9 protein-coding genes and 1 pseudogene are annotated in these 12,050 nt (G+C 71.9%); 7 read left to right on the top strand and 3 right to left on the bottom strand.

The window, feature by feature from the left end:
* Positions 1 to 676 precede the first annotated feature (676 nt).
* Complete coding sequence (locus ACXYMW_RS00005) at positions 677 to 1,828, bottom strand: acyl-CoA dehydrogenase family protein (RefSeq protein ID WP_459033231.1); 1,152 nt, start codon at positions 1,826 to 1,828, stop codon at positions 677 to 679.
* A 107-nt stretch (positions 1,829 to 1,935) separates the two neighbouring features.
* Between ACXYMW_RS00005 and ACXYMW_RS00010 the strand changes: the two genes are divergently transcribed.
* The 6 genes and pseudogenes from ACXYMW_RS00010 (at position 1,936) to ACXYMW_RS00035 (ending at position 8,754) form a co-directional block, all read left to right on the top strand.
* Entirely contained in the window at positions 1,936 to 2,628 is a 693-nt protein-coding gene (locus ACXYMW_RS00010; protein WP_459033232.1) for a winged helix-turn-helix transcriptional regulator, read from the top strand.
* Positions 2,629 to 2,884: 256 nt separating this feature from the next.
* Complete coding sequence (locus tag ACXYMW_RS00015) at positions 2,885 to 4,096, top strand: FAD-dependent monooxygenase (RefSeq protein ID WP_459033233.1); 1,212 nt, start codon at positions 2,885 to 2,887, stop codon at positions 4,094 to 4,096.
* Between the two features lie 106 nt (positions 4,097 to 4,202).
* On the top strand, positions 4,203 to 5,144 hold the full coding sequence (locus tag ACXYMW_RS00020) for a TAXI family TRAP transporter solute-binding subunit (RefSeq protein WP_459033234.1): 942 nt from the start codon (positions 4,203 to 4,205) through the stop codon (positions 5,142 to 5,144).
* Positions 5,145 to 5,223: 79 nt separating this feature from the next.
* Positions 5,224 to 7,110, top strand: a complete 1,887-nt coding sequence (locus ACXYMW_RS00025) for a TRAP transporter permease (protein WP_459033235.1) — start codon at positions 5,224 to 5,226, stop codon at positions 7,108 to 7,110.
* A gap of 37 nt (positions 7,111 to 7,147) precedes the next feature.
* Positions 7,148 to 8,152 (top strand): annotated as a pseudogene (locus tag ACXYMW_RS00030) (FAD-dependent monooxygenase); the annotation flags it as partial.
* 278 nt (positions 8,153 to 8,430) lie between these two features.
* The gene (locus tag ACXYMW_RS00035; protein WP_459033236.1) at positions 8,431 to 8,754 is read left to right on the top strand and encodes an aromatic-ring hydroxylase C-terminal domain-containing protein; all 324 of its coding nucleotides are present in this window, start codon (positions 8,431 to 8,433) and stop codon (positions 8,752 to 8,754) included.
* Positions 8,755 to 8,766: 12 nt separating this feature from the next.
* On the opposite strand, the gene ACXYMW_RS00040 is transcribed toward ACXYMW_RS00035, so the two are convergent.
* Positions 8,767 to 9,573: an IclR family transcriptional regulator gene (locus ACXYMW_RS00040; protein ID WP_459033237.1), complete on the bottom strand. Its 807-nt coding sequence runs from the start codon at positions 9,571 to 9,573 to the stop codon at positions 8,767 to 8,769.
* A gap of 111 nt (positions 9,574 to 9,684) precedes the next feature.
* Positions 9,685 to 10,566 carry an NAD-dependent epimerase/dehydratase family protein gene (locus tag ACXYMW_RS00045; protein ID WP_459033238.1) on the bottom strand — a complete coding sequence of 294 codons (882 nt, stop codon included), beginning with the start codon at positions 10,564 to 10,566 and terminating at the stop codon, positions 9,685 to 9,687.
* A 519-nt stretch (positions 10,567 to 11,085) separates the two neighbouring features.
* Between ACXYMW_RS00045 and ACXYMW_RS00050 the strand changes: the two genes are divergently transcribed.
* Positions 11,086 to 12,021 (top strand): AEC family transporter, encoded by a 936-nt coding sequence (locus ACXYMW_RS00050; protein WP_459033239.1) that lies wholly within the window; start codon positions 11,086 to 11,088, stop codon positions 12,019 to 12,021.
* The last annotated feature ends 29 nt before the right edge of the window (positions 12,022 to 12,050 follow it).

The following is a 12,050-nucleotide window of genomic DNA, read 5'->3' on the forward strand; positions in this document are numbered from 1 at the left end:
GAGCGGCCGAATAGCCGTATTGAGGCGGACAGACGGGCAGTTGCCCGAACGGAACGGCGGCGCGCCGACGTTTGGGCTGGCAAAACGGTCGTCCTCGACCGACTTCTTCAACACAATCCGCCCGGTCTGATGCTGCGGTTGCAGCAGACATGGCGGACATTGCGTGTCTCCCTCCCGCCTGCGCCGGCCGACCCTGCCTGGCGGAACCGGCACGGTAATGTCCGGTCCCTCTGCGACCGGAAGCCGAGCGAGGTCATGCGCCAGAGCTTTCGGGCCCAGCGACCGGACGCGACGCGCGCCCGGCGCCTCTGGCGGGACGTGCCCGCGGAAGGGAGCACCTGCGGCCTGCACCGGATCGAACCTCGGACGCAGCCGAACGGCTTGCACTGCCCCGTCGACGCGGCGTTCCGAAGGCCCCGAGGGGCGCACGCCGTCATCGCCGAGACCCGTCTCGACCGGGGTTTCCGCGCGGACGGACCGAACCGGAACTGGCTGGCCGACTTCCCCAATATCCGGACAGTTGAGGGCTGGCGTTACCTCGCCGCCGTCCGCGACCCGTTCTCGCGCCGCCCCCCAAGCCGGTCGATGACGGCGGAGCGCGCTGCCTCGCTCGTCGCGTACGCAGTGATGATCGCCGCTGGGCCGGCCCGGCCCCGGGGAGGTTTCCCCGGCGGCGTCAGTAGATCTCCTCGCTCGGGTGTCCGAGCGCCAGGGCGCCGGCAAAGGCCGCTTGCGTCTCCTTCTGCAGCGGGTGGTAGCGCGCGGCCTGGATGTCGCGGAACAATCGTTCGAGACCGGCGCCGCGGTAGAAGCCCGCGCCGCCCGCGAGTTCGAGCGCCAGCTCGACGGTGCGGATCGCGTTCGCCTCCACCAGATGGCGCCCGATCATCGTCGCGTTGACGGTGTCGGCGCCGGGCGCGTTGCGCTCGGCCGCCGCCACCATGCTCGCATGCGCCATCCGCGCCGCGGCGAGCGCGGTCTCCATCCGACCGGCGCGGTCGCGCAGCAGCGCCGAGGGCGGCCGCGCCTTGGCGAGATCGACGGCGAGATCGCGGGCGCGTTCGGCGATGCCGAGATAGACCGCGTAGATCAGCGGGAAGGCCAAAGGCGCAAGGGTCTGGAACACGGCGTTCCACCGGCCGCGCGGGCGTTTCACCGCGACCTTCTCGGCCGGCACGAACAGGCCCGCGATCTTCACGTCGTGGCTGCCGGTGCCGCGCATGCCCAGCACGTGCCAGGTGTCGAGGACGGTGACCTCCGGCGCCGCCATCGGGCAGGCGAAGTGGATCACCGTGCCGCCGTCCTCGGGCGAGACGGCGCTGGTCATCAGCAGGTCGCCGGCCGGCGCGCCCGAGACGAAGGGCTTGCGCGCCGTCACCCGGTAGCCGCCGGCGACCGGTTCGGCCTCGCCCGAGCCGCCGATCCAGTCGCCGCCGCCCGAGGACAACAGGACGAGGGACTCGGCGGCGACGCGCGCCAGCAGGGGTTCGGTCTTGGGCCGGGTTTCGGGCTGGTGGCGCCAGCGCCAGGCCGGAAAGGCGACCTGGTGGGTGTGCATCGACAGCGCCAGCGCCGTGGCCGGGCAGGCATGGGCCAGCCGCCGCAGCATGTCGCAGAGCGCCCGGACCTCGAGGCCCCCGCCGCCGAGTTCCGCCGGAACGCCGGCGGCCAGGAGCCCGCTGTCCCGCGCGATGTCGTAGCCGTGGGCCACGAAGGTCTCGTCGCGGTCGCAGGCCGCGGCCCGGGCCGCGCAGCGCTCCAGCAGGTGGTCGAGGGCCGGTCCCGCCGCGGCGTGACCCGGCGCGTGCATGGCAAGCAGTTCCGTCATCGGTCTTCCTCCCTGATCGGATGCTGCGAGGATGCGCCGCGCCGCCGGGCCGGACTAGTTCAGGAAATGGAGCGGTCGTGCTACCTTGGCCGGCAGGGGAGGGGTCGATGGCGGAGAAGTCCCTCTACAACCAGTTCTGCCCGGTCTCGATGGCCTCGGAGGTGCTCTGCACGCGCTGGACGCCGCTGGTGCTGCGCGAGCTGCTCTGCGGTTCGACCCGGTTCAACGACATCCGGCGCGGCGTGCCGCGGATGTCGCCCAGCCTGTTGTCGAAGCGGCTCAGGGAGTTGCAGGGCGCCGGGGTGATCACCGCCGAGCCCGCGGCGGGCGGCGGCTCGGAGTACCGCCTGACCCAGGCCGGCGAGGAACTGCGCCCGCTCGTCATGGGGCTCGGCACCTGGGGGCAGCGCTGGGTGGAATCCTCGCTGTCGCTGCGCAACCTCGACCCCTCGCTTTTGATGTGGGACATCCGGCGCAATTTCGTGCCCGATCCCCCGCCCAGCGCGCGCTGCACGATACAGTTTCTGTATCCCGAATTGGCCGAACAGCTGCGCGACTGGTGGCTGGTGGTCGATCCGCACGGCACCGATCTGTGCAAGTTCGATCCGGGCTACGACGTGGACATCCTGGTGACCGCCGACCTGCGGGCGATGACCGCGGTCTGGATGGGCCTGTCGAAACTGTCCGACGAGATCGCCAGCGGCGCGGTGCAGATCGACTCGACCCCCCGCCTGACCCGGCAGCTGGCGGACTGGCTCAAGCTCAGCGTCTTCGCGCCGGTGCCGCGCATGGTCGAGTGACGCGCGGCGCGCCCCGGGCCCGGCGGGACAGGGGGGCGACCCGTGCGCGGCGGGTCCGCCGGGGCTGCGCCACATACTGCCGGCCAACGTGTAGCGCAGCTCAAGAGGGGTCGGCGTGGCATGCCTAAGATGCTCCGAGACGATTGGGGCGCGGATTGGGCCGCGGCGGAGGGCGGGGGCCCCGCCGGCCCCGGCATCATTGACAATTAGCAAACCAAATTCTACAGGGTAGAATGTCTATGGGGGGAGGAGCAGCGTGCGCGTAGTCATTGCCGGCGCCGGTCTCGGCGGTCTCACCGCGGCCATCGCACTGGCACGGCGGCAGATCGATGTCGTGCTCTGCGAGCGCGCCGCCGCATTCGCCCCGATCGGCGCGGGCATCCAGCTCGGGCCGAATGCGACGCGGGTGCTGCGCGTCCTCGGGCTCGAGGAGGCGCTGCGGCCGCTGGTCAGCGAGGCCGCGGGCAAGGAAGTGCGGCTGTGGAACACCGGCGAGGCCTGGCCGCTCTTCGATCTTGGCGAGGATTGCCGGCAGCGCTTCGGCGCGCCGTACTGGATGGTGCACCGCGGCGACCTGCACGGCGTGCTGGTGGACGAGCTCGAGCGTCTGGCCCCGGGGGCGCTGCGCCTCGGCGCGCCGGCGCTGGATGTCAGCCAGAACGCAGCCTCCGCGACGCTGCACCTGGCCGAGGGCACGGTCACCGGCGACGTGGTGATCGCCGCCGACGGCGTGCATTCGCGGCTGCGCGACGCCTTCTCCGCGGCGCCGCGGGCGCGCTTCACCGGTCTTATGGCCTGGCGCGGTCTGGCCGCGACGGAGCGGCTGCCGGCGGAGCTGCGCCGCCCGGTCGGGACCAACTGGGTCGGCCCCGGGGCGCATGTCATCACCTATCCGGTGCGCGGTGGCGCGCTGATGAATTTCGTCGGCGTAGTGGAAAACGCCGAATGGACCGGCGAAAGCTGGTCCGAGGCCGGGGCGCGCAGCGACTGCGCCGCTGATTTCGAGGGCTGGCACCCCCTGGTGCAGGACATCGTGGCGGCCATCGACATTCCCTACCGCTGGGCGCTGGTGGAGCGCGACCCGGTGGAGGCCTGGGTCCACGGGCGCTGTGCCATGCTGGGCGATGCCTGCCACGCCACCCTGCCATTCCTGGCCCAGGGCGCGGGCATGGCGATCGAGGACGGCATCGTGCTGGCGGCGTGCCTGGCCCGGGTCGCCGGCGCGCCGGCGCAGGACGCGTCCGGGGTAACCGCCGCGCTGGAGCGCTACGCGGCGCTGCGCAAGCCGCGCACCGACGCGGTCATCGCCGGCTCCTCCGGCAATACCGGCCGCTTCCACAACCCGGATCTGGCGCGACCCGAGAGCGCGCGGCGCTACGTTGCCGCGCAATGGGCCCCCGACGCGGTGCGCAGGCGCTACGACTGGCTCTTCGACTACGACGCGACCAGGGTCGCGGAACCGGCCTAAGGCGCGCGCGGCCGGCGCGGCCGGGACGCGCCCGGCCAGGCCCGGGGCAGCCCGGGGCGGCGCCGCGCGCAGGAGACTTCGGAGACTTTCCAAAGGGAGGAAAACAATGACGTTCAAGACCACGATCGCCGCCGTTGCGGCCCTCGTCACGCTGGCGCCGGCGGCGCAGGCGCAGCAGCTGGGCATCGGCACGATGGGCCAGGGCACCAGCGGCTATTCGATCGGCTCGGCCATCGCGCGGGTGCTGGCCGATGAGGGCATCAACGCGCTCGTCCAGCCCAGCGCCGGCACCAGCGCCTACCTGCCGCTCATCGACATGGGCGAGCTCGATCTCGGCATCGCCAATGCCATCGAGGTCAACGACGCGGTCAACGGCACCGGCGATTTCGACGGCCGGGCGCTCGAGAACATCGCCCCGGCGGCCCGGCTCTATCCGTTCCGCGTCGGCATCTTCGCGCGCGACGACAGCGGCATCGACAGCGTCGCGGATCTGGCCGGCAAGAGCGTGACCTATGGCTTCACCAGCCAGCTCACCATCAACCGCATCGTCACCGCGATCCTCGCCGCCGGCGGGCTCACCCCCGAGGACATCGAGCAGAACATGGTGCCGAACGTCATCCGCGGCGCCGACGATTTCGTCAGCGGCCGCGCCGACGGCGCCTTCTTCGCCGTCGGGTCGGGCAAGGTGACCGAGGTCGACGCCGCGGTGGGCGGCCTGCACTGGCTGCCGCTGCCCGACACGGCGGAGGCCGAGGCGGCGCTGCAGGAGGTCGTGCCGCAGGCCTATGTCGACACCATCGCGCCGCGCGAGGGCCTGACCGGGGTCGATGCCGAGATGCCGGTGATGGCCTACGATTACATGCTGGTGGTCGGCGCGCATGTCCCCGAGGAGACGGTCGCCGCCGTCGTCACCGCGCTGCGCGACAACAAGGACAAGCTGGTCGAATCCTTCGCCCCTTTCGCCGACATGGATCCCGAGGCGATGTATGTCGACGTGGGCGTGCCCTACCACCCGGGCGCACAGCAGGTCCTGAACCCCGAGGGCTGATCTCTCGCCCCCGTTCCGGCGGGCGTGGCCAGGCGCCACGGCCGCCGGCCGCGTCCCGTACCGGACCCCTGGAGCCGCCATGCCAGATGCCCCGACCGCTCCCCAGATGCGCGGCGCCGCCGCGACGCTGATCGCCACGGCGATGACGCTGGCGGCCATCGCCTATGCGCTCGACGTGCCGCGCAGCCTCGGTCTCAGCCTCTACACCGAGCAGTATCTGGCGGCGATCCTCGCCCTCGCGCTCGGTCTGGCCTTCCTCGTCGCGCCGCGCTTTTCGGGGCGGCTGGCCGTTCTCGACCCGATGCTCGCGCTGGCCGGCTTCGCGGCGGCGGGCTACGTGGCGATCGCCTATCCCGACCTGATCAACGAACTGGTCTACAAGCCCTGGCAGGGCATCGCGGTCAGCCTGGTGATCGGCGCGCTGAGCATCGAGGCGGTGCGGCGGCTGACCGGGCGGGGCCTGACCCTCATCGTCGTGCTGTTCGTGCTCTACGGCCTGTTCGGCCACCTGCTGCCCTTCGGCATGTCGCGCCAGATCCTCTGGGACCGGCTGGCGATCTACGTGGTGATGGACACCAACGGCCTGCTCGGCCTGCCGCTGATGGTCACGGCGACCATGGTCTTCGCCTTCATCCTGCTGGGCCAGGTCCTGGTGGCCTCGGGCGGATCGGCCTTCTTCAACGATCTCGCGCTGGCGCTGGTCGGGCGCACCCGCGGCGGCGCCGCCAAGATCGCGGTGGTCTCCTCCTTCCTGTTCGGCAGCGTCTCGGGCAGCGCGGTGGCCAATGTCGCGGCCTCGGGCGGCGTGACCCTGCCGCTGATGAAACGCGCCGGCTACAAGCCCCACATGGCCGCCGCGGTCGAGGCGCTGGCCTCCACCGGCGGGCAGCTGGCGCCGCCCATCATGGGCGCAGCGGCCTTCCTGATGGCGGAGTTCCTGCAGATCTCCTTCGCCACCGTGGTGCTGGCGGCGGTGATCCCCTCGGCGCTCTACTACCTCGCCATCTTCTTCTACGTCGACGCCCATGCCGCGGCCCATGACATGGTCCTGCCCGACGACGTCGAGATCCGCCCGCTGACGCGCGTCCTCGCCGAGGGCTGGCAATATGTCGTGCCCTTCGTGATCCTGATCTACGGCCTGTTCTGGCTCAGCTGGCGGCCCGAGATCGCGGCGCTGGCGGCGACCGGCGCGCTGGCGCTGCTGGCGTTGATCCTGCCCTATCGCGGCCACCGCACCGGCCCCGTGGCGCTGCTCCGCGCGCTGCCCGAGGCGGGCTTCGGCATGGTCGAGATCGTGATGATCTCGGCCGCAGCGGGCATCGTGATCGGCGTGCTCAACATCTCCGGCCTGTCCTTCGCCCTGACCCTGCAACTGGTGGCGATGGCCGCCGACAGCCTGTTCCTGCTCCTGATCGTCGCGGCGCTGGTCAGCGTGGTGCTGGGCATGGGCATGCCCACCGTCGGGGTCTACGTGCTGCTGGCCAGCCTGATCGGCCCGGCGCTCGTGCGCGCCGGCATCGATCCGATCGCGGCGCACATGTTCCTGCTCTATTTCGGCATGCTGTCGATGATCACCCCGCCGGTGGCGCTGGCCAGCTTTACCGCCGCGACGATGGCCGGCGCCGACGCCATGACGACCGGCTGGGCCGCCGTGCGCATGGGCTGGGTCGCCTATCTCATCCCCTTCGTCATGGTGTTCGAGCCCGGCCTCGTGATGCAGGCGCCGCTGGCCGACATCCTCTGGCAGGTCGCCGGGGCGGTGATCGGCATATGGTTCGCCACCGGGGCGATCTACGGCGTGCTGGCGCGGCCGCTCAACCCGGTCGAGCGTGGCCTGCTCGCCGTGCTGGCGCTGGCCGCCATCCTGCCCGTCTCCGTGGGCATGGGCGGAGCGGCGGTGAACCTGGGCGCCATCCTGCTCGGCCTCGCGCTGGTATTCGCGCCGCGCGTGCTCGGCCGGGCCTGACGCCGATACGAATTCGAACCAACAAGGAGATCCGTGCATGGCACCGGACAAGGACGCGCAGGTCATCATCTCGGGCGGGGGCCCGGTCGGGATCGGCCTCGCCATCGAGCTTGGGCAGCGCGGCATCGACGTGCTGGTGCTGGAGAAATACCCGGCTCCGCAGCGCATTCCCAAGGGCCAGAACCTGACCCCGCGGACCATGGAGCACTTCCAGGCCTGGGGCGCCGAGGCGCAGCTGCGCGCCGCCCGCCCGGTGCCCTCGGAGTTCGGCATCGGCGGGCTGACGGCCTATGGCACGCTTCTGGGCGACTACCATTACGACTGGCTGAAGCGGGAGCTGGTGCGGCCCTATTACGCCGCCGACAACGAGCGGCTGCCGCAATACGAGACCGAGGCCGTGCTGCGCGCGCGCGCCGCCGAGATCGACGCCGTGACGCTCCGGACCGGCGTCGAGGTCGAGGCCGCCGCGCAGGATGCCGACGGCGTCACGGTGACCGCGCGCGACCGCGAGAGCGGCGCCGAGTTCCGCGTCACCGCGGATTACGCCGTGGGCTGCGACGGCGCACGCTCGCCGCTGCGCCGGGCGGCGGGGCTGCCGCAGACGGTGCGCGACCACGACCGGGTGATGGTGCTGCTGGTGTTCCAGTCCGAGGCGCTGCACGCGGCGCTGCTCGACCGGCATCCGGGCAAGAGCTTCTTCAACGTGCTGCATCCCGATCTGGAAGGCTACTGGCTGTTCTTCGGGCGCGTCGATCTCGAGGGCGAGTTCTTCTTTCACGCGCCGCTGCCGGCGGGCACCGATCCCGAGAGCTTCGACTTCCAGGCCTATGTGGAACGGGCCGTTGGCGCCGAGATCGACATGGAGGTGCGGCATCGCGGGCTCTGGGATTGCCGCGTGGCGATCGCCGACGATTACGGCCACGACCGCCTCTTCGTGGCCGGCGACGCGGCGCACAACCACCCGCCCTATGGCGGCTACGGCATCAATACCGGCTTCGAGGATGCGCGCAATCTCGGCTGGAAGCTGGCGGCGGTGCTGCAGGGCTGGGGCGGGGCCGGCCTGCTGGCCTCCTACGATGCCGAGCGCCGGCCGGTCTTCCGCTCGACCGCGGTCGATTTCATCGAGGCCTCGATCCGCACCGACCGCGACTTCCTGGCGCGCCACGATCCGCAGACCGACCGCGCCGGCTTCGAGGCGGCGTGGTCCGAGCGCGCCAACGGCGCCGCCTCGGAGGTGGGGTCCTACCAGCCGAACTACCGCGGCTCGCCGGTCGTCGCGGGCCCCCCCCCCCCCCCCCCCCCCCCGGCGCCGCCGACGCGGTGGCCGAGCACAGTTTCGCGGCGCGTCCCGGCTATCACCTGGCGCCGCGGCCGCTGCCGGAGGGCGGCACCACCTTCGACCGGCTGGGCAGCGGCTTCACCCTGCTGGCCCTCGATGCGGCCGAGGCGGCGGAGGCGTTCGACGCGGCGGCGCGCGATCTCGGGCTGCCGCTCGACATCGTGCCCCTGGCGCGCGACGGCGCGGCCGGGGATTACGCGGCACCGCTGATCCTCGTGCGTCCCGACCACTTCGTGGCCTGGAGCGGCGACGGCGCCGCGGACGCCGCCGGGGTGCTGCGCCTCGCCGCGGGCCGCGCGGACTGAGCGGGCGGGGGGCTAGTCGGGCAGGGCCGCGCCGCTCTGCCGGCTGATCTCGCCGGCCGCGGCGCGCAGCGCGTCCTGCAGGCGGCGGTTCTGCGACGGCTCGCCGAGCGCCACCGATCCGACGGCGGTCAACGTCGCCTGGATGCGCCCGTCGACGCTGAAGACCGGCGCCGAAATGCCGTAGAAGCCGGCCTGCAGCCGGCCCTCGGTCATCGCCAGCCCGGCGCGGCGGATCGCCTCGACGCGGGCCTCGGCCTCGGCCAGGGCGCCGGGCGACAGCTTCTCCTCATAGGCCGCGATCTCGGTCCACTCGCTCCGCGGCAGATGGGCGAGGAAGGTCCGCCCGGTCGCCGTGGTCAGCAGCGGCAGCACCGATCCGACCTTGATCGCGAAGGGGCTGCGGTCGCGGCCGTCGAGCTTGTAGATGATCGTCGGCCCGCGATTGCCCCAGATCGACAGGGTGAAGGCCTGCGCATGATCCTGCGACAGGCGCTCCAGCACCGGCATGGCGGCATCGACCACGTCGAACTGGCTGATCGCCGCGGCGCCCAGCCGCAACGCCGCCGGTCCCAGTCCGTAACGCCCGTTGCGGCCGTCCTGGCGCACCAGGCCCAGGCGCTGGAAGCTCACCATGTAGAGATGCGCCCGGCTGGCTGGCATGCCGGCCTCCTCGGCCAGCTGCTTGAGCGGCAGCGCCCGGCAGGCCCGCTCCAGGACCTCGATCAGCGCCCAGCCGACCTCGACAGACTGGATGCCCCGTTTGCCGGCGAGATGCGCGCCAGGATCGACGACCATGTTCTCGTGTCCGTTTCTCGTCATGTCCCGGGCGCAAGACTATGCGCCGCGTCCCGGGAAGGACAGCCCCCCGGGGCGGGCCCGCCGCCCCCTCGCGGGCGGCCTGCCGCGCCCGCCCGGCAGCGCCGGCGCGGGCTAGAGTTCGTTGCGCCAGTCATGCTCGGGGACGAAGCCCAGCATCTCGCGCGCCTTGTCGATGGCGTAGAAGGTCTCGGTCTCGCCCATCTCGCGCCGCACCGGCACGTCCGGGTAGAAGCGCCGCCGCAGCTCGGCGTTGGACAGGCCCACCGACAGGTTGGCATTGGCGACGTTGAAGACCTGGTAGCCCAGCCCGTCCGTGCGCAGGCAGCGCTCGACCATCTGGCCGAGGTCGCGGGCGTCGATATAGCCGAAGATGTTGCGCCGCCGCAGCGCCGGATCCGCGAGATAGGCCGGGAAATCCCGTGCGTATTCATGGGGTTCGATGACGTTGTTGATCCTCAGGCCGTAGATGTCGGCGCCGGTGCGGGCCTGGAAGCCGCGCGCGGTGACCTCGTTGGCGACCTTCGACAGGGCATAGCTGTCCTGCGGCACGGTGGGATGGTCCTCGTCCACCGGCAGGTAGTGCGGCCGCACCTCGCCATGAGCGAAGCAGATGCCGTAGGTGGTCTCGGACGAGGCGAAGATCACCTTGGGAATGCCCAGCTTCGCCGCGGCTTCGAGGATGTTGTAGGTCGACATCACGTTGACGCGGTAGGTCTCGCTGTCGGGCTCGATCAGGATCCGCGCCAGCGCCGCGAAATGCACCACGGCGTCGTAGCGGGGCACCGCGCGCAGGTCGAGCTCGTCGAGCCCGGCCAGCGCGCTCAGCGCGTTGAAGACCTGGCCGCTGTCGGTCAGCTCGAGGCGGAGATTGTCGACCCCCGGCACGTCGAGCGGGACCCGGTCGGCATTGACCACCCGGTGGCCGCGCTCGCGCAGGTAGGGGATGACGTGGCGCCCGGCCTTGCCCGCGCCGCCGGTGAACAGAATCCGCATGCAGGTCTCCCGTCGATGGCCTGTCGGCGAAGGATAGGCTGCATCCCGGGCGGCTCAAGCGGCGCGGCCGCGGCCCGGTTCCGGCGGTTCCGGCGGGGCATCGCGGCGCGGCGCGGCCCGCGCTCGCGGTGCCGTGCCGCTGCCGCAGGTCCCTTGGACCGGTTCGCCCGCGGCAGAGGCGGCAAGGCGGGATGACGCGACCGCCGCGGGGGTCCGGCCCGGCGGCGGCCAAGAGCCCCGGCGCGGCGGCGCGCCGACAGACGCCCCGGCGCCGGTGTGGGATGCGTCCGCGCCGCCCGCACCGCAGGGCCGGGCCCCCGGCCGGCGGGCGGCGTCCCCGCGCGCGCCGAGAACCGGGATCAGCGCGACTATGTGCGCTACCTCTCGATGCGGCGTCCCCGCGCGCGCCGAGAACCGCCTTGTGGTCGGTCCGGTCCCGGGGCTAAGGCGGCCGAAATACGTGCCGGCCCCGACGTCACCCGGGTCGTTCCAGACAGGCAGGATCGCTTGCTCGACATTTTGTCCATCACCGCCGTGATCTTCGTTCTGATCGGCATCGGCTATGCCTCGGTCGCCTGCCGGTTCTTCAGCGCGGACGAGATGCGCACGCTGGGCAAGTTCGTCGTCAGCATCGCGCTGCCGGCGCTGGTCTTCAGGGCGGTCTCCTCCCGCCCGATCGCCGAGATCTCGAATGTCGGCTACCTGTCGGCGGTGCTCTGCGGCTCGCTGGCCGTGTTCGCCGCCGGCTATCTCTGGGCGCGCCGCATCGCCGGGCACGCCCCGGCCGCCAGCACCTTTCACGCCATGGGCATGTCCTGCGCCAACAGCGGCTTCATCGGCTATCCGGTCCTGCTGATGGCGCTGCCCTCGGTGGCCTCGCCCGCGCTGGCCATGAACATGATCGTCGAGAACCTCGTGATGATCCCGCTGGTCCTGGCGCTGGCCGAGAAATCCCGCCAGGGCGACGGCGCGCCGGGAGCGGCGGCGCTGCGGATCGCCGGGCGGCTGCTGCGCAGCCCGATCGTGATCGCCCTGATCTGCGGCATGGCGGTGTCGGTCGGGGGCCTGACCCTGCCGACGGTGATCACCCGCCCGGTGGAGATCCTCGCCGCGGCGAGCGCGGCCTTGTCGCTGGCCGTCATCGGCGGCACGCTGGCGGGCCTGCCGCTGCGCAGTTTCGATGCCACGGTGGTCGCGGTGATCGTCGGCAAACTCGTCCTGCATCCCCTCGCCGTCCTCCTCGCGCTCGGCCTGCTCTCGGCCATCGGATGGGGGGTCGAAGATGCCGGGCTGCGGGCGGCGGCGGTGATCATGGCGGCCATGCCGGTGATGGGGATCTACCCGATCCTGGCGCAGCGCTTCGGCGAGGAGCAGGGCGCCGCCGCGGCCATGTTCGCCATGACGGTGGTGTCGTTCTTCACCATGAGCGCGGCGCTGATGCTGGTTCTGCCCTAGCCCGCGCCGGCGCTTCCGTAGCGCCCCCC

The sequence above is a fragment of the Roseivivax sp. CAU 1761 genome (genome assembly GCF_054482755.1).

Bases quoted from the DNA above. Each gene is read 5' to 3' on its own strand.
- ACXYMW_RS00010 (WP_459033232.1), top strand. From the start codon at position 1,936: ATGGCGGAGAAGTCCCTCTACAACCAGTTCTGCCCGGTCTCGATGGCC.
- ACXYMW_RS00005 (WP_459033231.1), bottom strand. From the start codon at position 1,828: ATGACGGAACTGCTTGCCATGCACGCGCCGGGTCACGCCGCGGCGGGA.
- ACXYMW_RS00025 (WP_459033235.1), top strand. From the start codon at position 5,224: ATGCCAGATGCCCCGACCGCTCCCCAGATGCGCGGCGCCGCCGCGACG.
- ACXYMW_RS00045 (WP_459033238.1), bottom strand. From the start codon at position 10,566: ATGCGGATTCTGTTCACCGGCGGCGCGGGCAAGGCCGGGCGCCACGTC.
- ACXYMW_RS00020 (WP_459033234.1), top strand. From the start codon at position 4,203: ATGACGTTCAAGACCACGATCGCCGCCGTTGCGGCCCTCGTCACGCTG.
- ACXYMW_RS00040 (WP_459033237.1), bottom strand. From the start codon at position 9,573: ATGACGAGAAACGGACACGAGAACATGGTCGTCGATCCTGGCGCGCAT.